Source organism: Spirosoma sp. 48-14 (assembly GCF_001898575.1).
Lineage (GTDB): Bacteria > Bacteroidota > Bacteroidia > Cytophagales > Spirosomataceae > Spirosoma.
This window is the reverse complement of record NZ_MKUD01000002.1, coordinates 247,502-272,812: the sequence shown is the minus strand read 5'-3', so window position 1 is coordinate 272,812 and position 25,311 is coordinate 247,502. Positions and strand designations below refer to the sequence as shown.

Below are 25,311 nucleotides of genomic sequence, written 5' to 3'. Positions count from 1 at the left end.
GCTCAACGATACTTTTTAATTGTGTCTTTTGGATGAGCGCTTGATAAGCTAAGGCCCGTTGATTGCAAACCTTTTTGCAGGCTAATATACAGGCCTGTTGAACGGGGTAGAAAAGCGCCCTGGTCGGTAGCCACTCGGCTTGTTAATAGCAACTCGCCGAGTAAGGGTAATTGTAATGGGGCTGTGATCTGAAGTAAAGCCGAAAATTGATCAAGTGGTGTGGCAAACGGAGTGTCGTAGGTCCCTTTGTTACGGCTTTCCGAAAATTTAAGCAGCCAGTTAACCGTACTGCCAAACCGACCACTCAGCCCGATATGCCACAGTGTCACTCGGTTATTAATAATCGGCCCATAAGGCAAATGGGGCCGCACATCTCCCTCCGGCGTCAGGAAGGGTGTACCAATCGTATGAGCGCGTGTTGTCCAGCCATCTACATACTGGCTATTGTTGAAATAGTTGACCTTGCCCCGTTGTGCAGGATCATCAATAATAAACTGACCTCCACCCTGGTTAGCTGTGTATAAAAACTCAATAAGCCCTCGATCGATTGAAAACAGGCTACTTCCGCGTTTCTGCCGGCGGATACTCAATCCATTCAGGCCATCAGCAATGGTCGTTAAATACCAAATGGCGCCCGTATCGTAGGGGTTTTGTCGATAAAGTAAAAATGTACAGTTGCCGAGCGAAAATTCTGCCCCTATATCCAAAGAGCCCAGATGGTTACCAATCCGATTTGTTTCATCAAATGAGGTAACATTACCATCAATGGACGCGTTTGAATACGGCAATGCAGTTACTGCATACAGATAAGCCTTGAAGCTGGATGGCAAATGCCCATTGTTCGATAAACTGTTCCCCAGATAGGGCGAATAGCCGCCCCAAATAACCTGATGATTGATGCCGCCAATGAACCGAACGGGCCAGGAGGGCTTTCCAATTCGAGCATAGAGGGTAGCTTGATGCAAGAGGGTATGCTCCACCTTCCGATTGACTGTTTCAAACCAGGCGTGTCCATAGGTTGCGTAAATACTAAGTATGTGTTTGGTGAAGGGCACAGCTACAAAACCATGCGTGCCAAGCTGGATAGTTGGCAACGGCATCGCATTGCCTGACAGGCTGTATGATCCTGATGTGAGCAGCGTATCAACCAGGCCAACTATGGCTTTTCGGCGTCCGGCATATAATTCGAGCTGGTGCCAGCGCCCTTTTAGATAAGCCTGTGGTAAAAGCAGTTGCTGACTCCCTTGGCCAATATTCCCGACCAGTTCTAAGCCATAGCCCCAATCGAAGCGAAGCTTATTACTAGGCTTGTAATCAGCGAGAAGACCCATGCGATATGTCGCCAGTGAGCCTGTCAGGGGAACTGTTCCGTACTGATTGGCGCGAAGCCAGAAGGGGACCGCAGTGCCTGTTGTCAGTACCCCACCAACTTCAATGTATGCTTTGCCGGGCTTTGCTAACGTATCTGACTGACCAAATCCGGGCGATTGCCCTAAAAATATACTCAGAAAAAAAATACTGATAAACGTGCGCATTCAGGAAGACCGCATAGGAGTAAGTAAGCGAAACTACTTAGCAATTGTAGTAGCGGCATTAAGGTGCGATTAAATAAGCTAATGCCTCTCTGAAGGCCCTAATCTATTATACTATCATGGTAATGCTAATCAATGTTTAATTTCCCATTAACATGATTTTTAAGTATAAATCCTTCCTTTGGTGCAAAACCAGAGCCAGTCTTATATCAATTGTACCAATGGACATTTTACGAGTAGCTTGGCGAGTACATATCGTGGATTTCGGCTGGCAAAAAAGTCGGGAGAGGCCTCTTCTAAGCACCACTACGACTTTACCAATGTAACTGATAATAAACCGCTTGTCTGTCTTATTTACAGCCTCTTTGTTGCCCAGAAACGATGCCCCCAATTGCCTTTACGCTATGCAAAGTACTCCTGCTAATACTACTTGTTTATTCCGTTACTGGTCAGCCAATTGATAACAAAGTGGCAGCAGATACATCAACCGAGAAACCCATGCGAGCGATTCAGTTTAGTTACAGCTATATGAACCCGGTCAGTTACCGAGGGCGCACGTTCGGAGTACATCAATGGGGGATGATGCCGCAGATTACCTATCAAACTCCCACCAACTGGAACTTCTATACGGTTGGCTATATCTGGAATAATTTTCAGACGTCGGAGGTGGGCAAAATCGATCTTGGCATTGAAAAAGAAGGCAGGCTAGGCAAGCATGTTAATTATACAGTTGGCTACGAACAGTGGTTTTTTCCGAGTGCCGATCCGGGCGAAACGCAGCCCCTAAGCAACTTTTTTGAAGCGTACCTGTCGGGCGAATGGCAGGACTGGAGCCCGGCAATTGGTACTTATTACATGGTTGGGAGCCAACAGCTTTTGCAAACCGACCTCCAGTTTAGTCGGTACATTGGTCTACTTGATGGCGCAACATGGTCCCTTTTCATGGAACCGTTGGCTAAGGCAACACTGGCCAATCAAAGCTTTATCATCAATGGTATTTATCAGACCACGCTAGACAGGCGGGGGCGCTTGATTCCGTCGGCTCCTGACGTTCGCAAACCATACGGTTTAGTTGCCGCCGAACTCAATTTGCCGATCACGCTGCAACAACCCCGCTGGTCGCTGCTGGTCGATCCGCGTTTGGTAAAACCGTTCAACACGTTGCCCGGTGAACGGACCAGGCTGTTCTTCTACGCTGTCGCAACCCTCACCTACACACTTCACTTCGCTAATGGATACTAAGCCAAACCAAGTTTTTTATACGCCGTCGCGCCGTCGCTGGCGGGTATTTCGAAGTACGTTGCTACTGAGTCTAATGTTGGTGATTGCCACGCTTATAGTCGTTGGCTGGTCGCTGGCCGAGCGTGTCTTCCCACAACTGCCAACCCTTCAGGATAACGAAAGTGCGTTCCAAACGCTGTCAACGGTTGACAGTTCACAGTCGGTAACCTCGGGTAATGAGGGCGTACCGAGGGGATTTCATCGGCATCTGCCAAAAGCAATTAAGGCGAACGGTCGCGCACAGGTTCGGGCCGGTTTCTACGTCAACTGGGATGCTCAGTCGTATCAAACCTTGCGGGATCATGTCTCCCAACTGAACATGGTCATGCCCGAGTGGTTCTTTGTGGGCAACCAGGCCGAACTCCGCACTGATATCGACAACACGGCTGATTCGCTTTTAAAACAGCATCCGGGCGTAGCCGTTCTGCCCATGATATCCAATTTCTACGGGGGCGACTGGCGTGGTCAGAACGTGCATCGGCTCTTAACTAGCCCCAGCCGACGGAAGACGTTCATTGCTCAGGTGCTGACGTTACTTAACCAGCATCACTATCAGGGCGTTAATATCGACTTTGAAGAATTACGGGAAAATACCGATGAAACATTGGTTTCCTTTATCCGGGAAATGTATGCGGCTTTACATCCTAAAGGATATCTCGTTACGATCGACATTGCCGCGTTGAACTCCGATTATAATCTGCCTGCCTTACGCCCCTACGTCGATTATTTTATGCTGATGGCTTACGATAACCATTTCAGTACATCAGCTCCAGGGCCGGTAGCGCCGTATCCTTGGATTGAGTATGTACTGGAAAAAGCCTGCCAGCAAATTCCGTCGGAACAGGTTGTGTTGTGCGTAGCTGGCTACGGCTATGATTGGGCCAAAGGCGGTCAGGGCGTAGACGTTACGTATCAGCAGGCAATTGCCCGCGCCAACCGCCGATCTGCTACGCCCATTCATTTCGATAATCAAACCTACAGCTTATCGTTTCGGTACGTCGATGATCAGGGAAAGCCACATGATGTCTGGTTTAATGATGCGGCTTCCGCCTATAATGTACTGCGAGCGGCCGAAGATTACGAAACGGCCGGGGCCGCTATCTGGCGACTCGGTTCGGAAGACGTACGAACCTGGGATTATTTTGCCCGGGATGTATCGCGCTCAGCGTTGGCCCGTCATCCCCTGAACTGGCAACAACTGCAAACCGTACCGGCTTTAAAGAGCGTAGACTACCAGGGAGAAGGTGATGTGCTGGATGTGAAAGCAACACCCCATGCGGGGCAGCTTCGGCTGGAGTACAACGCTGCTGATCAACTCATCAGCGAAGAACACTATCTAACCTTACCTACGTCGTACGTGATTAGCAAAGTGGGGAAAGCGGACAAAACACTGGTGCTCACGTTTGACGATGGCCCCGACGAAACCTATACACCCCAGATTCTATCTATTCTGGAACGTGAACATGTACCAGCGTCTTTTTTTGTGGTGGGAATTAATGCGGAGCGCAATCTGCCTTTGTTGCAGCGCATGGCAAAATCTGGTTATGAAATCGGTAACCACACTACTTTACACCCCGATTTGACGAAGGTAAGTCCGCGACGACTGTTTTTTGAATTAAATACGTGCCGACGGTTGATCGAAAGCATTACGGGGCGCTCAACGATTCTTTTCCGACCACCCTATAATGCCGACAGTGAACCTGACAAGCCGGAAGAACTACGTTCTATCGCGCTGGCGGAGAAACAGCATTATTACGCTATCGGTGAATCCATCGACCCGCTCGACTGGCAGGTGGGCGTTACGCCACAGCAGATTGTACGACGAATCCAGCAGCAGCAAAATTTGGGCAACATCATTTTACTCCATGACGCGGGGGGCGACCGATCCGCTACGGTAGCTGCTTTGCCTAATATTATTCATTATTATAAAAAACACGGGTATCGTTTTGCCACTATTGGCCAACTCGTGCATCGGCCTGCCGACGAACTTATGCCAACAGCTCCTGTTCAGCGGGCCGCTTTACTGACTGATCGAAGTTTGGTTGAATTGCTTTATTATGGGCAACATACGCTAAGCTGGCTCTTTCTGATCGGTACCCTACTGGCCATAATGCGGGTGTTATTTCTGGCTTTTTTGGCTATCCGCCAAAAGCAGCAGCCTGTTTCGTCAGAGGTGCCGTATCAGGGCTTGGTCAGTGTGATTGTACCCGCCTATAACGAGGAATTGAACGCCGTCCACACAGTTGAAAGCCTACTGGCTAGTTCATACCCGGATCTGGAGATTGTCTTTGTCGACGACGGCTCGCGCGATCAGACGTATAATCGAGTTAGCCAGTATTTTGCCAATAACCCGCGTGTTCAGGTCCTGACCAAGCCCAACGGTGGGAAAGCGTCGGCGCTTAATCTGGGGCTTTCTCAGGCGAATGGGGAAGTTGTGGTTTGTATCGACGCCGATACGCAGTTGTTGCCCGATGCCATCACTCGATTGGTGGCTCCTTTTTCTGATCTAACGATCGGGGCAGTGGCAGGCAATGTACGTGTCGGTAACGTTCACAACTGGCTCACTCGCTTTCAATCGATTGAATACACAACAAGCCAAAACTTCGACCGCCGGGCCTACGGGCAACTGAACTGCATTACGGTCGTACCGGGCGCCATCGGGGCATTTCGTCGCACCAGTATGCTGGCTGTGGGGGGCTTCACAACCGATACACTTGCTGAAGATTGTGACCTGACTGTGAGCCTACTGCGAGCTGGTTATGTAATCAAAACCTGTAATGAAGCAATTGCCGTGACGGAAGCCCCGGATACGCTTCGGATGCTGCTGAAACAGCGGGTCCGTTGGTGCTATGGCATTATGCAGGTTGTCTGGAAACACCGTGATCTGTTGTTTCAAGTTAAGCGGACTGGTTTGGCTAGTCGGGGGTTGAGTTGGCTGGCTTTACCGAGTCTGGTCTTTTTTCAATTCGGGTTTCCGTTGTTAACGCTGGTAGCCGAAATGCAACTGGTGCTTTCGTTATTCACGGGCAGTTGGAGCCTTGTACTGACGTATTTTATTGGCTTTCTGGCAATCGACAGTGTTATAGCTATTCTTGCTTATCGCTTGGAAGGCCGCTCATTGCGCCCGCTATATTGGCTTATTCCGCAACGACTCACCTGGCGCTATCTATTGTTTTGGGTTCTGATTCGTTCCTATGCCAACGCGATTCGGGGCGAAGTCGCTTCGTGGGGCGTTTTGAAACGGACGGGTCAAGTATGGTTACCCGATCAGTCCCCTGAAACGATAGGGTCCGTGGGTGTTCTCAACGAACCGATTACTACGGAGGTTAGAACTAGTTAAGTATCCAGCCCTTGCCAAAACCAGACACCATTGAAGCGGCTCGTTTCAGGGCTATGTGGGATTTAGTTTATCAATTGCTGTTAGTAACAAAAAGTGCCCATCCCTGAGAGATGGGCACAAAGCAGAAGATGAGTAGCTAGGAATAACTAACTTCTATAACTTTTCCTTAGCCACTTTGACATCTTTCTTGGCTTGATCTTTAATTAACTTTCCTTCAGCCTTCATATGTGCCTTACGATCAGCTTTTAAGGCCGCTTTATCGCCAGCCATCTTATCGGCTTTACGGGCTGCTTTGTTCATTTTTAGATCGGCTTTATCAGCCGCAACCTGCGCTTTAGCTTCCAGGGCATCGGTCTTTTTCTTGACATCTTGAGCCTGAACAGAATTAATGGCAACTGCAGCCAACATCATAAACGGGATGAGTATTGTTTTCATCGGAACAGCAACAGAGAATGTAATGAATAAGTATTTTTTACTACATCCTCAATAACAAGGTACCTAGAAAGGTGTTTACGAGGAGCAATTAAAATATGGTTAACCTGACTCTAGGGCATGCAAATACGAAAAGTAACCCATCATTAATCATAAATTAATTCCATTATCATCCGCTAATCAGCTAACAGGTAGAATTTCGCATACATTCAAGTCAGTTAGTTGTTTCACGATTCTCAGAAGGATAAGGATGGAAAAAGTTGTTGATTATGCATTAGAATGGGATGTTAATCCGACCCGGCCAGACTCCTGGCGTATTGTTATTACGACAACGAGGCATAGTACACCCTTCAGGTTGCCTATTGATACCGCTCAGGAATTTCTGGCTGCAGCGCACATGCTTAGCAAGGCATCCGTTATGTACGATCTAAACACCGGTTTGTTAGTGGTGCCACAACGACCAGCTGGCACATAGTAGCTATTCGTACACCTGTGATCAAGTTTGAGCGACTACGTATTATGAAAAATAATGAGAAACTACTTGATCATCTTCAGCAGATCAATCGGGACCGGCGCCCCGATCTGTTGATGTGGAAGTATCGGGCCATGCGTGAGAATGCATTTCGATTTTTTAGGGCTACCCCTTCGCTGTTTTATCAGAATATGCACCCCGAACTGATGGCTGATGCGTATCCAGTTTGCTGGAGTTGCGGGGACTTGCATCTGGAGAATTTCGGTTCTTTCCGAGGTAGTAATAAATTGGTGTACTTCGACATTAACGATTTTGACGAGGCTTTGCTGGCACCAGCTACTGTTGATCTTACGCGGCTTGTAGCCAGTCTGTTTGTGGCTGCTCCGTTGCTAAGACATTCTCCCGAAACAAGTCGGCAGCTCGCTTATCGTTTTTTGACTACCTATCGACAACTACTCTTACTGAGCAAACCACGTTCCATCGAACGGCAAACGTCGAAAGGTATACTCAACGAGTTTCTGACTCAGGTCGCCAGGCGATCCCGCAAAGAGTTAATCAATCGATTGACGCACGGCCATGGTCGAAAGCGACAGCTTCGACTAATAAAGGATCGGATCTTACCGCTGCCAAAGCAGGAGCGAGAGGTTGTCTGGAGTTGGCTAAAAAGCGCATTGGCAGAAGGGGCAGATTATCGCCTTCGGGATGTAAAATTTCGAATGGCGGGCACTAGCAGTATTGGCCTGAATCGCTATGTTGCTCTGGTCGAAAGTGCAAGCCATAAACTCCATTTGCTGGATATAAAAGCGACTCGCTCATCAGTTGCTGAACCCTATCTGAACGTAAGTCAGCCCTGTTGGCCCAATCCGGCTAATCGTATCGTGGCGCTCCAGAACCGGCTTCAGGATGTTCCACCAGCCAACTTATGGCCCCTTGTCGGACTAGATGGCGAGTTTTTTGCTGTGCGCTCTCTTCAACCGCAGGCTGATCGGCTTGATCTGACTAACAAGCGCATTCGAGGTAAGCAGCGATTGGGTAAGTTAATCGACACAATGGCGCAGCTAACGGCTTCAGCCCATCTACGAAGTGGTGGTCATCAGGGGTCTGCCATTGCTGATGAGTTAATTACATTTGCTAACAAGACAGTATGGGTTTCTGAACTGGTGGCCTGGGCCGAAGCGTATGCCCAACAGGTTTTCCTGGATTTTGACCAGTTTCAAGCCGCGTTCGACGCTGGCTGGCCCGGCTCAATCGAATGCAAGTAAGGTAATAGGGGGGGCTACTTATTCGTAAACGTTGATTTGGCAGAGGCTCGACGGCTGGTAATATCAAGAGAAAAAGTTGAGTGGTTGTATACTACCGATCTGGATAGTTGTTAAAGGTTCTGGTAAAAACTCAAAAAATGCTCCTCCTTGAGACGATAGAATCATCATTCATCGGCTTAAAAAATGGGGCGTTTTTAGTAAAGTACTTAGTCTTTAGTTGCATGCTTTGACCATCGTATAATAGGTGGCAGCTAAATAGTCTGGAGCCACTTACAGTTATCAAAACAGTATAAAGCCCAAATTAGGTGTATGACTAGTCCTGAAATAGGTTCGAAGTTATGTCAACCTATTTCAGGACTAGTCATTGACAACAAATAAGCCCCATCGATGTTGATGAGGCTTATTAATTTAGGTTGGCATTTCGGAAAGCACCTTTGAGTAACTTCCAATCAACAGTACGTATTTGATGGTCAAAGAGTTGCGCAGGGATATGGATTGTGGAAAAATTTCGGTATCCATAGAGATCAGCCATGTGCCTGAAACAGCGTGGCTTGGGCGTTCTACCACTTATGGATATGAAAAAAAGCCTTGGGGTAGGTCTACGGCCTTTGGCAGAAGTAAGTCTGAAATGGGGGATTGGACTACAGTTCCCGACTGATTCGTTCGTTGTATAAATCGAGTTCGGTATCAGTGATGACGTTTGAGTTGTGCTCCAATTCCATTAACGCGGCCCATTGCCGGTCGCTTGTGGCCGCTGCGAACGCTTCGAAGCGGAGCTCACTGGCTAGCCAGCGAGTTGGAGATGGTTTATCGTCGGTTAAGGCAATCGCAACCAGGGAATCATAAATATCCCGAGCCTGCGCTTCATTGGAAACCGATGACCATAGACTGGTGTAGGCGTTGCAAACCTCATCTAATTGGTCTGCACTGGCATTCCAGAAGCAGATAAGTGGCTGGCTGATACAGGCGTAAATTCGGATGGAATTTTGGCTCAGAAGCATATGGGCATAATTGTAGTATGATTACTTCACGAATCATGCCAAACCGTATAGAACGACCTCATGAAAGAGGTGTATATATATACTTATTGGTTTAGTTTAATTGGTTTGTTGTCCGGGGATAGCCTTCTATATAGTACTGTAAAGGGGTGTATAATAGGTTTTTAGGGCGTTTTCAATATAAAAAAACGCTGATCCTAGCAGAATCAGCGTTTTGAACTATATGTCTACTTTACTAAACTATTGTTAAAACTTTGCAATTGTTAATATTAAGGACAATGATCGTGCCAAGTAGTAACATTATTGTTCTGGCTATCTGTGGGTTAGGTATAGCTGGCAATGCTTGTTGATCACCGGCCACCTAATGGGAATAAATAACCGACCGAGAGCATTGCGCTTTGTGGCTTTGTCGTGCTACCATCTTCATGGTCGGCCATCAGATAGTTGTAACGCCCTTCAAGTAGTACTTTGCCAGTACCTGCCTGTATCGCAACGCCAACGCCACCAGCTACGCCGTAAGAGAACCGTCCCTGGCCGCTCATATCAATAGCCTGTGAGTCGCTCTGACCGCCCTCCCGAACCGATAGAGCTCCGCTCAATACATACGTGCCAACAGGACCTGCATTGACAAAGAACCGTAGGTTAGGTTGGCCAAAGGCTACTTTCAACAACACAGGTACTTCTACCAGATTATATTTCAATTGCAGATAATCAGAACCTAATGCAAAACGGACGCCATACTGACTGAACAGTACTTCTGGCTGCACTGAAAAGGTTGGGCCTCCAATATTGAACACAACTCCGCCGTGGAATCCCATGACACGCGCTAACTGTACGCCCTGGCCTACTGCCGTAGGGTCGGCTCCGCCTATTGTGCTCGAATTTCCGCCAAACCGTAAGCCCACATGAAACTTACTCTGGCGGGTGTAAGCTGGGCGTGCAGGCGCATTTTCCTGATGGCTGGTTATGGGTTGGGTAGAGGCCGTTCTAACTGACTCTGAATACGTAGGCTGAACAGCGACTGGGGCTTCGGTAGTTGACGGTGCAGACGCTGTTTTTGGAGTGGTAACAGTTTTCTTCTCCGTCGGTGCGACTGTATGTACACCGTTTGGTCGGTTAGCTGTAGTCCGTGAAGCGGAGGCAACTGGCTTCCGCACGGCTGGTTTCGTTTGTGCTGACAGACTGAGTGGCAGAATAGTTAGGGCAATTATCCAGAAATGATTCTTCATCGTTCATTCGTTTTCGTTGTTTTCGATTCGAAATTAGATGAAGCTCCCAGATCGCGTACGTACGTCTCAGGTGAAATGGTATTTTGACGGGTTCAACTGATCAAAAAGGTGATTGGACCAGCAAGAGGTTTGTTGCCAGTATATTGAGGCATAAAGCAGGAATGTCGGAAGAAGAAAGAGCAGAGCCTGTAATGGGGCTTATTTATTCAAAAGGCGGGTTTTTTCAAGAAGAAACCGGGTTAGAACGCCCGTACAAAGGCCAGCAAATGCACCTGTGGCTCCCCAGCCAATATCTTCAAAGCTAAAGAATCGTGTTGGAATTAATAGCTGACCAGCTTCGGCCACAATGACTACAGCAACTAAAATAAGCCAGATCACGAACCAGCGGTATAGAGGCCGGTGATGTGGCGTTGGTAATATGCCGCCGGCAAAGCCCATAAAAACGAAGGGTACGGCTGTTCGCAGGTTACCATTGGCATGGTCGTCGGTCCAGCGAGTGAGCCAGGTGGGCATAAACCAAAGGTGTTTAAAGTCATAATTGGGTTGCCAGCTTAAGTATAGCACGAATGCAACACCTAGAAAGAGGAATATGTAGAGTATACGCATACGTACTGTTATAGGGAATGAATTCGCAGGCATGAATAGACCATGAGTTTACGAGTTTTCGGTGACTTGGCCAAAGCAACGAAACAGAAGCGAAAAATAGACAATGTTGATGATTATTGTTGCTAACAACCTTTTTTTGTTAACTATTAATTGTATAAGTATACTATAAGTTATATATATTGTAAAAATTCAAAATTCGTATAAACTGAAATGGTCAGTTATTTTTTATGTAGATACTATTAATAATGTGACAATTTTCAAAAAGCATGGTCAAAGGTATATAGTAGAGAATAGTAAAACTACTTATATGAATTATTTGCTTTTTGACGACTTGTACTTAAATGTTTCGCTTAAAATTATTTCTTTTTGTATACTTATACAGCCTGTCTGTAACCGCTCTTCCGGCTTACCGGCATATCTCAGGCTACGTTTTTGACCAGCAGACGGGAGCTCCACTGGCCGGTGTAAATGTATATGTAATTGATAATAAGATAGGTACTGTAACGGATTCGGAAGGGCATTTCGCTATGTCGGTTATGGCTGAGTCAACAGTTTCACTAACCTTCTCGTCAGTTGGCTTTGTTCCGAAAACCCAAACCATCGTACCCAAACAGCAGACAGAACTTACTGTATTTTTAACCTATGGGCAGCAACTAGCTGAGCAGGTCGTTAAAGCGACTACTCATACGTCTATCAGCAATAATCCACAAATGAGCGCTATCAGTCTCTCGATGGAGCAACTTGGAAAAGTACCAGCTTTGCTGGGTGAAAAAGATGTTATGAAATTGCTTCAGTTGATGCCGGGTGTACAAAAAGGATCGGAAGGGAATGCCGGACTTTATGTTCGTGGGGGAGCGCCCGACCAGAACCTGATTTTGCTGGACAATGCACCTATTTATAATCCAAATCACTTGCTCGGTTTCTTTTCAGCCTTTAATGGCGATGCCTTAAAGCGCGTTGATATGACCAAAGGTGGTTTTCCGGCACGATTTGGCGGACGGTTATCATCGGTCATTGAATTAACTACGAAAGACGGGCAGCCGGATCGCTTTCGGGGAGAGGCATCGGCAGGTTTGGTAGCCTCTCGATTGACACTAAGTGCCCCAATTGGTAAGCGGGCATCGTTTATGGTTTCCGGACGACGTACCTATCTGGATCTGCTTACGGGCCTTTTAGGTCAAAATACGACGGAGCAGCCTGTACTTAAAACGGCTTTTTTTGACCTTAATGCCAAGTTGACCATTCAGGCTGGACAGTCCGACAAGGTATATATCAGTGGATATGCCAGTCAGGACAAGTTTACAAATGGCTCAGCCCTGCAGTCGAATCTGCGCTGGACGAATGGAGCTGGAAGTATTCGCTGGAATCATCAGGGCGTCAAAGGAACGGTATCTGATCTTTCGCTAATCTATAGCCGCTATCAGATGAGTGTGCAGGACCAGAAAGCACTGGAGCAAAGTAGTCAGAATACCTTTTATACGCTTAACTATCAGTCATCTATTCAGGATATTGGCCTTAAGTATGACCGCACCCATTATCTGAATACAGCTCACCAGATTCGTTTCGGAGGGCAGCTTACCCACCACACGTTTAATCCGCAGGCTTATGTTAGCCTGAATGTAAACGAGCTGCCCAATCAGGCTTCTGACCAGACGGTTACTGCAGCCGAAGCCGGAGCCTACATTGAACATAGCTGGAGCCCAGCCAGCAAATGGCGCTTTACCAGCGGCCTTCGCCTTAGTGCTTATTCTGTTCTAGGTGGTTCAAATACGGCTACAGAAAGCAAAACGCTTCCCGACTCGTCGGCGCGTACAATGTACATACGCCCTGAGCCTCGGCTGTCTATTGCTTACCGAGTTGCTCCTTCGTTCTCGATCAAGGGATCGTATGCTCTGATGAACCAGTACTTGCATTTGTTATCCAGTACGGGTGTGGGTCTCTCTACTGATCTGTGGGTACCAACGGTTAATTCGATCAAGCCGCAGCAGTCGCAACAGGTAGCGTTGGGTATAGCGAAAGACTTTTCGCAGTCGGGCCTGTCGTTAACAGTTGAGGGGTATTACAAGAAAATGAATAACCTGCTCAGCTATCGGGAGGGTGCCAGTTTTCTGTCGGCTGATGCACTGGGAAATGTCAATTCGGCGAAGTGGGTCGATAATGTAACCAGTGGTCAGGGGCAATCGTATGGAGCCGAAATTCTGCTCCAGAAACAAGCAGGCCGACTATCAGGCTGGATTGGCTATACACTATCGTGGACCGACTGGCAGTTTGCCGAACTGAACGGTGGGAAAGCGTTTCATCCACGTTATGACCGACGGCACGATGCCTCTGTGGTGGGGATGTATGAACTAACCCCTGCCATCACTCTGTCGGCTAGTTGGGTATATGGGACCGGTAATTCACTGACATTGCCCTTATCCCGTTTTTCAGGATACTATGATCAGAAAACGGTTGGTAGTCCAATTACTTCAAATGCCCTATATGGTGCTGGTTCGAATGTAAAAGAATATGGCGAGCGGAATAGTTTTCAAGCCGAAGCCTACCATCGCCTTGATGTAAGTGCGCGTTTTACAAAAAAACGTGCCCGTACCGAGCGGGTTTGGGAGATAAGTGTCTATAACGCCTACAATCGGCATAATCCGTTTTTGTATTCGCTGGAGGGCAAAGCCCAGGAAAAAGGCCTCCCCTCAAAAACGGTTTTATATAAATATTCGCTCTTTCCGGCAATCCCCTCGTTGAGCTACACGATCCGGTTTTAATAAACACCTCAGCAACCAGTTAACCTCATTGTACTCATGATTTCTTTTACCAGGAAATGGCTATGGCTGTTTCTGTCAACCGCTTTATTTTCCTGTAATTCAATGCGCGAGGAGGTTGTACCCGAAGAGTTAACCTCGCAGTCGACCAAACTGGTTGTCGACTGTTTTATTTCTCCGCAGGATTCCTTGTTAACGGCAAAAGTAAGCCGCTCACGCCCAATTCTGGACGATCAGTCGGCAAAGACAGTCGATATTTCTGATGCAACCGTTCTCCTGTCGGACGGGAGCAACTCCGTAAAACTGGTCTATAATGCACAACAGGGGGTTTATAGTATAAAACCCCAAAAACTGGTTGTTCGGGAAGGGGGTACTTATACATTAACGGTTTCGACGCCAGATGGTAAGCAGGTGCTGGCCACAACAACGGTTCCTAAAGCGGTAGCACTTAAATCGATGCAGGTTGATTCGTCGCTTCAGGCTGGCGCTGTGCAGAAAGATTTCCGTGTAATTGGGAACTGGCAGGCTGGGGCCGATACCTATTTCCGGGTGAAAGGTTCATACCGAGGCATTCGATATGGAGCTCCTGCCAATGCATCGTTCGAGAACCCACAAGTCATTCCCTTCCTGATGGCGACAAATTCGTTAGGCTTGGTCGAATGCCCGGCTAAAGCAGCAAGTTTGCTGGCTTCGGCATCGCTGGGCGATGGATCGTTTAAAAAGCTGTATTGCTCGACCCAGATTACTATGAATTTACTCCATGTCGATGCTGCTTATTATGCCTACCATGTAGCACTGGATCAGCAGTTACAAGTGTCCAGCAATCCATTTGCTGAGCCGGTTACGCTTCCAACCAATATTCAGGGCGGACTTGGATGTTTCGGTAGCTACAACCAGACGACGCTATCTACTGTGATTAAATAGAAAGCTAGAAAACAGAACGCTGATTGTTATGACAATTATGATTAATACAGATCATAAGTATCATAACAATCAGCGTTCTATGTATTCAGGTTAGTTAGTTTTTAGCGTTGCCAGAAAGCTCACGACATCCCGGATTTCCCGCTTGGTGAGCAGGTACTTCATATCGGGCATGCTCGATGGCGCGTAGGTAGTTTTAGCGATCTTGTCTTTCTTTATTGTCAGATCAGGATCGTCCCCACTTTTCAGGATCAATTCAGAGTCGGTTTCTTTCTGCACAATACCACTCAACGTTTTGCCGTCTTTCAACTCAATCGTGGCCGTACCGAATCCTGGAGCCAGCCGGGCGCTTGGATTGACAACGGCTTCGAGCAATTGCTCCCGCGTCAGGCGACTAGCTACACCATTGAGTCGTGGACCGGCATTACCACCCAGATCGTCGTACGAATGGCAACGGATACACTGGGCCGTCTGATGACGGAAGAAAATTCGCCGTCCTTTATCGGGTTCGCCACCGTATAAACTACCCTGATATGAGGCTAAAATAGCGTCGGGCGACTGTTTGGCCAGAATCGCCTTATGCTGCTCAATCAATTGCGGAGACTTGGTTTCGGTAATGGCTTCTTCCAGTTCCAGGCTCAGATCGACCGGAAGCTTGCCAGACGATAAATCTGCTAACAGTTGATCGAAAATGGGTTTTGTATTGGCAACGGGTAGTTTGCCCAGTGTTACCAGCGCGGCCTGTTTCTCTTCGGTCGAGTGCGTTTGCAGTACATCTTTTAACTGGGCTACCATCTGATCTTTAGGCATGCTTGTTTTTCCGATGAGATCCAGCGCTGCAACGCGTACCCGTTTATCCTTATCGGCCAGAGCCGTTTCGATGGCGGTGCCGATTTGTTTATCATTCAAAGCTGCCAGTGCCCGAAGAGCCTCCTCCCGAATCTCAGCATCGCCGTCGTTTTTCAGCCGATCCAGCAGCACCGGACTTGCCGTGTTTAACGACAACTTGCTGATGGCCCGAATAGCACTTTTCCGAATAGGAGCGGCTGAATTTGTGGCCATTGCGGTATATAAACTCGCTGATTTGGTCTTCAAAACGGCCAGATCACGGGTTATTGGGCCTCTATAGCGACCATCGACCCGGTCGAGCAGCGACGGTTTAGCCCAGGTGCTCAAAGCATCCATGGCTTCGGCGCGTAAGGCAACAGGATTTTTTTCACCGTTGGTATAATCAATCAGATTCTGCATGGCATCGGCCGTTCCGACTCGTAGGTTGGCGTTGATAGACCGGCGAATGAGGGCTTCGTTGGTGAACTTGGTTTTGGTCAGTACGTTACCCAATGCTGGTAGGGCCTGTGGAATCGATAGATCATCATTGATGCCACGCGCAGCTTCGGTTACGACAAATTCGTCGCTGTCGTTCAGGAAGTTGGCGATGCCTGGATTCTGCATCCGGCGCAGGGCGACAACGGCCGCAATACGAACCGCTTTCGACGGATGACTCGACAAAGCAATGATTGGTTCAGCCTTACCGATACGGGCTAGGGCCAGGCTACCCGCGTGCCGGATGTAGGTGTCTTCGTCTTTGTTCGCTTCGAGCAGTGAAATCAGCGGCTGAATAGCTGGTATGTAGGCGATTCGTCCGAGCGCTTCGGCGGCAAAGAAACGTGTACGTGCATTCTCATCGTTCAGCATTGCGACCAGTGCCGAACCGGCTGCTGCGTAGCGAATGTCGCCTAGCCAGCGAGCAGCCTGCGCCCGAATTTCGGCATCCCCGTCTTTCAGATACGGCATCAGTCGCTGGGCGTATTTAGCATCTTTACGCGCCAGTTGGCTTATGCCCCAGATGCTGTGTACCCGCGCCAGTTGATGGTCTTTTTGCTGAAGCATTTGCCCGAAGGCTGTAGCCCCGGCTTCGCCCCGCTTTACAAGTTCAAACTGAGCTTTCTGCCGAACACGCATGTCGGCGTTTTTAAGGTAGCTACTCAATTCATTTACTGGTGTTTTGCTGAAATTCTGCGCCAGTAATCGTTTGGTCAAAGCGCGCTCAGCCCAGTTGGCTCCGTCTTTATCATCGAGTTTCCAGATACGCCCGTAATCTTTGGTATCCCAGCCGTTGATCCAGTCGGCGACGTACATGGCACCGTCCGGGCCAAAATCGAGCCCTGTAGCCAGCACATTACCCAGTATCTTCTTCGACTTATCCAGTTCGAACGAAGCTCCTTTGGGTTTGAGCGTAAATGAATGTACGCCCGATGCCGCCGGGTTACCCACAAACTCAGCAATGAAAAACGTGTTTTTATACTTCGGGCTCAACGCCGTGCCGGGATTGTAAAGCATACCCGCCGGACCGCTAACGAAGTTGGCCAATGGGGGAAGGATGTAAGCCGCCTGCCCATCGAAACGGGGTTTAAACATCTGCTCGTCCATCCAGACCTTGTAGGTGTTGTTGAGCGGATCGCGGTATTTGCCGTACTGCCAGTTGCTGCGCCAGCCCGTATCCGAGCCGTTAACAATGTAGACTAACCGTTCCTTTTCACCAGGGTGATCGCCATCGTTATCTTCGCTGATCAGGTTGCCATATTCGTCGAATACAAACTCGTGGGTGTTCCGAACGCCATAAGCAAAGACTTCAAAATCGCTGCCATCCGGGTTCGACCGTACAACGACACCACTGTTAGGATGCGACCATTTTTTACCATCGGGCCCAACACCATTGAACCCAATATCACCAATCTGCCAATAAATGCGCCCATCAGGGCCCATTTCTACGCCCGACAGGCCGTGGCCACTGAATCCGATATGAACGCCGTAACCGTGCGAGATCGATTTCTTCTCATCGGCAATGCCATCGCCGTTCTTATCACGCAGCCGCCAGAGGTCGGGGGCTACGGTTACGTACAGATCATTGCCATCCGACAAAACGCCCCCCATTACATCGGTCGTTTCGTCGTGGAAATCGTTCACGACCATTTTCGACAGGTCGGCTACGCCATCGCCGTTCGTATCTTCGAGTCGGAACACCTGCTCGCGTTCTACGGTCATATCGCGCCAGTCGTGCGAACCATCGCCGTTTACGTCCTTGAGCCATTCGTTTTTCTTACTATTGGCTGGCGATAGAACCTGATGCAAAAATGCCCGTTTGTCTTCAACTGTCTGGAGCCGGTTCGATTCAATTTCCCAATCCTGGTGCCCCCGGATATCGAACTCCGAGTTTTTCTGCCGATTGGTTCGGGTGTAATAGAGCCGCCCGAAGTCATCGATATCGATACCAATTGGATCAGATACCAGCGAGTCAACACCCCAAAGCTTTAGCGTAAGTCCATCGGCCAATTGTGGCTTAACCAACGCTTCAACAGCGTGGGCCATTTCGGCAGCCTTGGCCGGAGCCAGCTTTTTGATGCGTTGGGTAACCGGATCATCCATAAATCCGGTAATACCTACCCAGGTCGTTAGCCCAACGGCTGCCAGTGGAAGCAGCGATTGTCGGAGCGGAAATCGCGTTGTTTTTTTCATGCAAAGAATCAGTGCGTCAGGCAGATTGGATGAGCCAAAGTCAGGCTGTTTATAGGGTGCTGACGACTAGCTACTAAAGCGTTTTCTGAGTCTTTTTTAATATTCCGGTGTATTAAATCTTTAGAGGAAGTGGGGTTTTGAGCATTGTTGACCATGCTACGGTATTCGCTGTGAAGGAAGTAGTATGGATAGTAAAGGCACACGGGGTATTTCGCCCAGCTAGGGTAAGGACAGATTTGAGAATCTGATCGTTGTTCGGTTTTGAGAAACCGTTCGCGTCAGCTTTAAGAACCTGAGGCCATGAAAAAACAACAATTTACGCACCCTGATTAAGTAGGTGAGTCGTTAGTTTTTCATCAGCTAACTAGCGTTTACTGATTCGATTATGCGTTACAGAGCGTTGTTGATCTGACTTAAACCGCTGACCCACACCTGCCGACAAGGCCGCGTGTTTGGTGGATCGCCCCTGGACGCGAGCCCGCCACCGACGCCAGGAGGCCGGTTTCAAGTGTTCGCGCATGAGTTTGATTACTACTGACTCTGGCAACCCAAACTGGGCTTCTATTGCATCAAAGGGAGTACGATCTTCCCAGGCCATTTCGATCAATCGGTCCAGGTCGTCTTCACTTAATTTATGCGATTGCGGTTTCATATACCTGTAACGCAGTTGGCAATCGAAAGGTTACTCTACCAATAGTTCAATTGTATACTTGGTAACTGCGTTGCCAGATGATAGCTCTCAAATTGCCTAAAGCGACAGTAACAGACCTACCGATGCATAGTTGATCCAGGTAAAATTATATACCTCGTCTACGTCTGCTCCGCCTTCTACTACCCGGTAGCCCGCTTTTATACCAACTGTTTGATTGATGGCATAAGCACCGCCCAGAAAAATGTCTTCTGCCCGCCCAAAGCGCGAACCCAACGCATCACCTTCCAGCCACAGACGCCAATGCTCATCTGGTTTGTAAACGACATTGACATTAACAAGGGGTACAAAACCCAGGTTAGGAAAATTTGTACGGATCGACTCATTGGCAAACTGGACGTTCGCATCGCGAATTTTGGCGGTTAAACCTACGCCTGCCTGCCATTTCTCACGATTAATAAATTCGTAGCGATAGGTTAAGCGGTAGGAGTTGAACGTATAGTCAACATTTAGTGGTCGGTTAGCAGCAAAAAGCTGGTTGTTGAAATTGACGTCCTGGCTTAATTCCCCCTTGTAACGGACGGTCAGAGGAGCGTATAATAGCGACAAGGTGTGCCGATTGGCAATTGTATAACTTAGCCGGGCTCGGTAGAACACCGTTGGTTTTGCTGTTAGGTTGTCAGGCAGATTGACGTAGGTGCCCCCCTGATTAGGAATTCTGATTTCATTGTAAGGCGTTCCCAAAACTAATCCTGATTCCAGATCGAGCCGTAGTTGGGCCTGAGTCTTGTGTCCTGCGAGAAATAGTAGACTGGTGTAGAGCCCAATTAAAACGACATTAGGAAAATGTATTTTTCTTTGCATTATTCCTAAACGATCTTGCCAACAAATGGTTTTCTACTAAACGCTTAGTAGATTGTGCCCTGCCTACCCAAGACAAAATCTGGGTTACTATAAATAAGACTCCAGCGATTGGGGTCACTTCTCCAGGCATCACCATTCAGACCGATTCAGTTAACGTAATTAAGAACAATGGCATCTGGCATTTTTGCAGTTTTAGATGATATAGCCGCTTTAATGGACGACATGGCTTTAGCCACCAAAGTAGCGACGCGAAAGACAGCGGGCATACTGGGAGATGATCTGGCTGTTAATGCGGAAAAGGCTACCGGATTCGTGGCAGACAGGGAGCTACCTATACTCTGGGCCATTACTAAAGGCTCTCTGCTCAACAAGCTCATTATTGTTCCGATTGCGCTACTCCTGAACGCATTCTTTCCGATTGCCATTACGATCATACTGTTGCTGGGCGGCTGTTATCTGGCCTACGAGGGAGCCGAGAAAATAATAGAATCCATCATCAGTAAATCGAAAAAGGGTGTCCATCCTGCAACAACGGAAGGCGCTCAGCAACATTCGGCCGCCGATAATGAAAAAACTAAGGTAAAAGCCGCTATTACTACCGACTTCATTCTGTCGGTTGAAATTGTCATTATTGCCTTGGGATCAGTAACCGAGCAACCATCCGTAATCCAGATTGTGACAGTATCGGTAGTAGCCTTGCTGGCCACGGTTGGGGTGTATGGTTTGGTAGCACTCCTCGTACGAATGGATGATGCCGGACGCCGGTTGATCGACTGGTCGGATGATAAAGGAATCTTGAGTAAGCTTGGTCATGGACTGGTCGGAGCACTGCCGATTGTAATCAGACTCTTAAGTGTGGTCGGGACCATTGCCCTTTTGCTGGTATCTGGTGGAATATTTGTGCACAACTTACACTTCCTGCATACGTTGCTCCCCGGCGTTCCAGCGTTCGTAAAAGAATTTGGTATTGGGCTGATTGTTGGGTTATTGATGGTTGGTCTTGTTTCCCTGTTTAAGTTGGTTACCCGGCCATCCAAAACGCATACAGCTCATTAATGGGTGGGCTACCAAAAGCAAAAGACTACTATTTATTGTGCATTTGCGTTAACCATACCAGAGCAAAAACTATTCAGAAAATACAACGGTCGAGCAAATCCGCGATTAAACGTACGGATTTGCTCGACCGTTATCAGTTATAAACTTACATAGACTTTCCGCTTGCAATTTCCAGCAGTTCTTTGTCAGGGTGATTTTTTACCTGGCAGGTATTATCAAACAGCATTGTAGCGCCGTTTTGGGCATTATACTGCGGCCAGTTGGGTAAGCTTTTATTGTTTGGATTTCCGGTGCGGGCGAAAGCAATCCAGGCGTTGCTCATTTTATCGGCTAGCGCATACGCATCTTTACCACCGCCGGTCATTTCTTCGCAACGGGCAATATTGTTGAAGGCAAACGGGATTTCCATGCAGTGCATTGATTTATACATACCATCGTTTACGGGCGAATTCCAGGTGAAGAGGTACATATACACCGGGGCAGCCCCCGCAACAGCTTTCTGGTTTGCCTGCCGGATAACACCCGCCCGGAAATTGATGTCGATGTTGATGTAATCGGCGGGGCTGGAGGTTTCGGGATAGGCTTTTTTTACGGCGGCCATGTAGGCATCGGTTTTATCACCAATTCGTTTCTGCATGGCTGCTTTGGCCGCTTCCATATCGGTTACGCGATTGCCCGGATTGAACGGACCAAACTCGGTTTTGGTCGAGCCAACCAGTAACGGGATGTTTTTAGCCAACTCCATCGCTGCGGGGTCTGAAATCTGATAGGGGAGGAAGTTACCGTCATGAATTGGTCCCCAGCCCAGGCCAAAGCCGCCTTGATTTTGACCTTTCAGACTTTCATTGATTTTACGGATGGCGCGTTTTCCGGCCGCATTCAGGCGCTCGTAGGATATTTTTTGCAGCGAATCGACCTGATTAGGCTGAAAATGCAATTCTTCCAGCAACGCAGCACTGACTTTTCGGGCAAGGTCGCTCTCGGTGAAGCTGGTCAGGTAGCTACCACTCTGTACAATGGCTTTGTGGAACAACCCTTTTGCCGAGGGGGCATTCATCAGGCTTGTGACTTTACCGCCACCACCCGACTGACCGAAAATGGTTACGTTGTTGGGGTCGCCACCAAACTGGGCAATATTTTCTTTCACCCATTGCAAGGACGCCACCAGATCCATCAGGCCAGCGTTGGGTGAATTTTTATATTTATCACCATAGGCCGACAAGTCCAGGAAGCCTAGGATGTTCAGCCGGTGATTGATCGTCACCACCACCACATCGCCCTTTTTCGACAGATTCTCGCCGTCGTAGGAGGGCAACTCAACCGACGAACCCGCGGTGAATCCGCCCCCATGGAACCACACCATCACCGGGCGTTTTTTTGCTTCGGTCAGTTGGGGTGTCCAGACGTTCAGACTCAGGCAATTTTCGTTGGTGTAACCCCAATCGTGGTGAAACGGGAATTCGATTTCGTCGTAGGTAGATGTGGTTGGGTCCATCGGACAAACGGGGCCATAGGTCATCGACGAGCGCACTCCTGTCCACGAATCAGGTTTAGAGGGTCCCATGAACCGCTCCGCCTTGGCATACGGAATGCCCTTGAACGTAAATGTGCCATTGTGAATATAGCCACGTACTTTACCGGATGCGGTAGGCGCAACGGCGATGTCTTTACCGGCCATGATTGGCGTGGGCGCTGTTTTCGGGGCTTGCGCTATCGTTAGTAACGGCAGGCTCAGCGCTGCTAACGAGAATAAAATTGTGTTGGTTTTCATTGGGGTTTGGGTACTTGTAGGTTGGTTAATTGTTTGATTTTCAATAGAGCGTTGGAATGACAAAGCCGCAACTCAATCTACAGTGAGGTTCGTGCTTTCGGGAGATTGTTTATTGATGAATTATCGCTTGCTGATGGTCGAAAAAAGAAAGTCGAGGGCTTGGCCGTCGGGTAGTTGTGCAGCAGCCGTTTTATCGCCAAAGACCATAATCTGTTTATCCTTGACGGAATAAGCAGGCCAGTTAGGTAGTCCTTTGCCATTTGGATCACCTGTTTTGATAAAATTGGTAATACTGCCTGACATGTACCAGGATAGCTCGCCATCGATCGGTTCCAGCGGACGAAGCTTATGGTCGATGAAGTTGAGATTGTCGTACATGTAGGCAACTTCTCCGGTATGGAATGCGCCGTAGCGGGCATATTCGCCTGTTGCCGGAATCTTTCGCGTAAATCGATAAACGTAAACGGGCTTACCCTGTTTGCTGGCAATGTTGGCCCAGGTGTAGTTCTGCGCCCCAAAAATCATGTCTCTGGAGATTTTCATCTGCGAACTGGCCGCTTCCGCATCAGTTCCGCCCGGATAGTGTTTCAGAAACTGCTCTGCTTTATCGCCGTATTGCTGCTCGATCTGTTTCCGATAGGCTTCTGCATTCTTTGGTGGCCCAAACGACATGCCTTCGTCTTCGTTCCAGCCTGTAAGTAAGGCTACATTGTTCTCTTTTCCAGCTGCAAAAATGGCCGGAATAGACGATGGCAATACATAACCGTCGATGATCGGACCGCGACCCTGGGCTTTTTTCAGGATTTCTTCGGCTGGTTTGGCGCGCAACTCCGCCAGCGACGATGCTCCCAATGCCTGGGCCATTTTCAGACCAGCTTCTTCGCCCTGCTGAAGCGTCGGGTGAGGGTTTGCAAAGTTGGCTCCACTTTCGGCAATGGCTTTTGTGAACAAACCTTTTGCGAGTGGCGTGGCTACCATGCAGTTTACGCTCATCGACCCCGCCGACTGACCGGCAATGGTTACATTGTTCGGGTCTCCGCCGAATTGAGCAATGTTTTTCTTGATCCACTGCAAAGCCGCTACCTGATCCATCAGCCCGTAATTACCGGATGCATGATGCGGTGATTCTTTCGTCAGTTCGGGGTGGGCAAAGAAACCAAATGGGCCCACGCGGTAATTGGCACTGACGAAAATGATGCCTTTTTTAGCCGTTGCCTCGCCGTCGTAAATAGCACAGCCAGCGCCACCGCTATTAAATCCACCACCATAAATCCAGAGAAGTACAGGCCGCTTCTCGCTGGCAGACTTGGCACCCGACCATACGTTGAGGTACAGGCAGTCTTCACTAATCGGTTCTTTCGGAATCAGGAATTCAGCACTCCATGGCCCAAATGGGTTAGGTGTGCCCTGCATTGGACTTGGCCCAAACGCATCGCACTTACGAACGCCCGACCAGGGTTTTACGGGCTGGGGTGCTTTCCAGCGTAGGTCACCGACGGGTGGTGCCGCAAACGGAATGCCCCGGAAAATATGGACATCGCCATCCTGATTGAGTGTCCCGGAAATCATACCGCCTTCTACCTTCACCGTATCGAAATCTTCGGTAGCAATAGTAAAGGCGACTGATAAAGCCAGGCAGAGTAAAGAAAGGGTCGTTTTCATATAGTGTTTTGTAAGAATAGAACACAGATCATAACCGAAGCGTCGGCCCGGCATTATAACAATCTGCACTCTATCATGGAATAGCAACCTGATTCGCCTTCAGTACCTTACTGAAAAACAATACCTGATAGGGTAGAGCATTCTCCCAGTACTCCCAGGTATGGGCACCGGGCCGTTCGGTATAGTCGTGTGGGGTTTTGTTTTCCATAAGTTGACGGTGCAAATCCCGGTTGCCAACAATCAGGAAATCATCGACACCAATGTCGAAAATGAGGGGTAACCCGTTTTTCTTAAGCTGGTCGGCCAGCGTAACCATCGTATAGCCCGGATAAGGTGTATCGCCTTCCTTCGGTGGACCCAGCAACTTGGCAAAGTTTTCCGAACGGGATTTCGCAAAGTCAGCCGGAACTTTCCAGGTAGCTGTATTAATGTTCATGACCCCGCTCATGCTACCCGCAGCCGAATATAGATCAGGGTGGCGGCTGGATATGAACATGGCTCCGTGGCCGCCCATGCTTAGTCCTGCAATAACCCGGCCTTTGCGGTCGCGGATGGTTCGGTAGGTATTGTCGATCCGGTCGATCAGTTCTTTGGCAATGAAGGTCTCGAACTGGCTGGTTTTGACGAGTGGGCTATCGAAATAATAGCTCGTTGGATCGCCGTCGGGCGTAACAATAATTAAGTTGTATTGATCAGCTAAGCGGTGCAATAGCGTTTTATCTGCCAGTTTGGTCAGCCAGTCGCGAAAGCTTCCGGTACCACCATGAAGCAGGTACAGCACAGGGAAAGGGGTTGTATCTCGCTTCTTAGCCTTTACGTATCGCTCGGGTAGCACGACCGCAGCCCGAAGGGTTCGGGTCATGCTGGCGCTGGGCACATCCAGTGTGTCGACCCTGGCGGCCCGAACCTGCATAGCCAGCAGGCAACCCAATGCGCTGATAAGAATTTTGTTGTACATGGTAGG

17 protein-coding genes are annotated in these 25,311 nt (G+C 48.6%); 6 read left to right on the top strand and 11 right to left on the bottom strand.

What is annotated here, in order from left to right; genetic code table 11:
* Positions 1-2: 2 nt before the first annotated feature.
* Positions 3-1,535, bottom strand: a complete 1,533-nt coding sequence (locus tag BGO59_RS04330; protein WP_293681083.1) for a capsule assembly Wzi family protein — start codon at positions 1,533-1,535, stop codon at positions 3-5.
* 495 nt (positions 1,536-2,030) lie between these two features.
* Here BGO59_RS04330 and BGO59_RS04325 point away from each other — a divergent pair, with 495 nt between their 5' ends.
* Together BGO59_RS04325 and BGO59_RS04320 are read left to right on the top strand one after the other, a co-directional pair.
* Complete coding sequence (locus BGO59_RS04325; RefSeq protein WP_293681080.1) at positions 2,031-2,774, top strand: hypothetical protein; 744 nt, start codon at positions 2,031-2,033, stop codon at positions 2,772-2,774.
* Positions 2,764-6,153, top strand: a complete 3,390-nt coding sequence (locus BGO59_RS04320) for a glycosyltransferase (RefSeq protein ID WP_293681077.1) — start codon at positions 2,764-2,766, stop codon at positions 6,151-6,153. The genes BGO59_RS04325 and BGO59_RS04320 overlap by 11 nt, the downstream gene beginning before the upstream one ends.
* 153 nt (positions 6,154-6,306) lie before the next feature.
* Here the strand turns inward: BGO59_RS04320 and BGO59_RS04315 are convergent, their stop codons facing one another.
* Complete coding sequence (locus BGO59_RS04315; RefSeq protein ID WP_293681074.1) at positions 6,307-6,588, bottom strand: hypothetical protein; 282 nt, start codon at positions 6,586-6,588, stop codon at positions 6,307-6,309.
* Positions 6,589-7,104: 516 nt separating this feature from the next.
* On the opposite strand from BGO59_RS04315, the gene BGO59_RS04310 reads away from it, so the two are divergent.
* Positions 7,105-8,319, top strand: a complete 1,215-nt coding sequence (locus BGO59_RS04310; protein ID WP_293681072.1) for a DUF2252 family protein — start codon at positions 7,105-7,107, stop codon at positions 8,317-8,319.
* Positions 8,320-8,960: 641 nt separating this feature from the next.
* Here the strand turns inward: BGO59_RS04310 and BGO59_RS04305 are convergent.
* The 3 genes from BGO59_RS04305 to BGO59_RS04295 form a co-directional block, all read right to left on the bottom strand.
* Positions 8,961-9,320 carry a hypothetical protein gene (locus BGO59_RS04305; RefSeq protein ID WP_293681070.1) on the bottom strand — a complete coding sequence of 120 codons (360 nt, stop codon included), beginning with the start codon at positions 9,318-9,320 and terminating at the stop codon, positions 8,961-8,963.
* A gap of 347 nt (positions 9,321-9,667) precedes the next feature.
* A complete protein-coding gene (locus BGO59_RS04300; RefSeq protein ID WP_293681067.1) occupies positions 9,668-10,546 on the bottom strand; it encodes an outer membrane beta-barrel protein in 879 nt (292 codons plus the stop codon).
* Positions 10,547-10,744: 198 nt separating this feature from the next.
* A complete protein-coding gene (locus BGO59_RS04295) occupies positions 10,745-11,059 on the bottom strand; it encodes a hypothetical protein (protein WP_293681065.1) in 315 nt (104 codons plus the stop codon).
* A 434-nt stretch (positions 11,060-11,493) separates the two neighbouring features.
* Here BGO59_RS04295 and BGO59_RS04290 point away from each other — a divergent pair, with 434 nt between their 5' ends.
* Complete coding sequence (locus BGO59_RS04290; protein ID WP_293681062.1) at positions 11,494-13,911, top strand: TonB-dependent receptor; 2,418 nt, start codon at positions 11,494-11,496, stop codon at positions 13,909-13,911.
* Positions 13,912-13,947: 36 nt separating this feature from the next.
* Positions 13,948-14,832 (top strand): DUF4249 domain-containing protein, encoded by an 885-nt coding sequence (locus BGO59_RS04285; RefSeq protein ID WP_293681059.1) that lies wholly within the window; start codon positions 13,948-13,950, stop codon positions 14,830-14,832.
* A gap of 90 nt (positions 14,833-14,922) precedes the next feature.
* Here BGO59_RS04285 and BGO59_RS04280 read toward each other — a convergent pair whose 3' ends face one another.
* From BGO59_RS04280 to BGO59_RS04270, 3 genes are all read right to left on the bottom strand, one after another.
* Positions 14,923-18,345: a HEAT repeat domain-containing protein gene (locus BGO59_RS04280; protein ID WP_293681056.1), complete on the bottom strand. Its 3,423-nt coding sequence runs from the start codon at positions 18,343-18,345 to the stop codon at positions 14,923-14,925.
* 364 nt (positions 18,346-18,709) lie between these two features.
* Complete coding sequence (locus BGO59_RS04275) at positions 18,710-18,997, bottom strand: TIGR03643 family protein (RefSeq protein WP_293681053.1); 288 nt, start codon at positions 18,995-18,997, stop codon at positions 18,710-18,712.
* Between the two features lie 96 nt (positions 18,998-19,093).
* Entirely contained in the window at positions 19,094-19,858 is a 765-nt protein-coding gene (locus BGO59_RS04270) for a hypothetical protein (protein ID WP_293681050.1), read from the bottom strand.
* A gap of 168 nt (positions 19,859-20,026) precedes the next feature.
* Between BGO59_RS04270 and BGO59_RS04265 the strand changes: the two genes are divergently transcribed.
* Positions 20,027-20,914: a DUF808 domain-containing protein gene (locus BGO59_RS04265; RefSeq protein WP_293681047.1), complete on the top strand. Its 888-nt coding sequence runs from the start codon at positions 20,027-20,029 to the stop codon at positions 20,912-20,914.
* Positions 20,915-21,059: 145 nt separating this feature from the next.
* On the opposite strand, the gene BGO59_RS04260 is transcribed toward BGO59_RS04265, so the two are convergent.
* The 3 genes from BGO59_RS04260 to BGO59_RS04250 form a co-directional block, all read right to left on the bottom strand.
* Positions 21,060-22,685, bottom strand: coding sequence for a carboxylesterase family protein (locus BGO59_RS04260; protein ID WP_293681044.1), 1,626 nt, complete (start codon positions 22,683-22,685; stop codon positions 21,060-21,062).
* A gap of 120 nt (positions 22,686-22,805) precedes the next feature.
* The gene (locus BGO59_RS04255) at positions 22,806-24,347 is read right to left on the bottom strand and encodes a carboxylesterase family protein (protein WP_293681041.1); all 1,542 of its coding nucleotides are present in this window, start codon (positions 24,345-24,347) and stop codon (positions 22,806-22,808) included.
* A gap of 73 nt (positions 24,348-24,420) precedes the next feature.
* The gene (locus BGO59_RS04250) at positions 24,421-25,305 is read right to left on the bottom strand and encodes an alpha/beta hydrolase family protein (protein WP_293681038.1); all 885 of its coding nucleotides are present in this window, start codon (positions 25,303-25,305) and stop codon (positions 24,421-24,423) included.
* Positions 25,306-25,311: the final 6 nt, after the last annotated feature.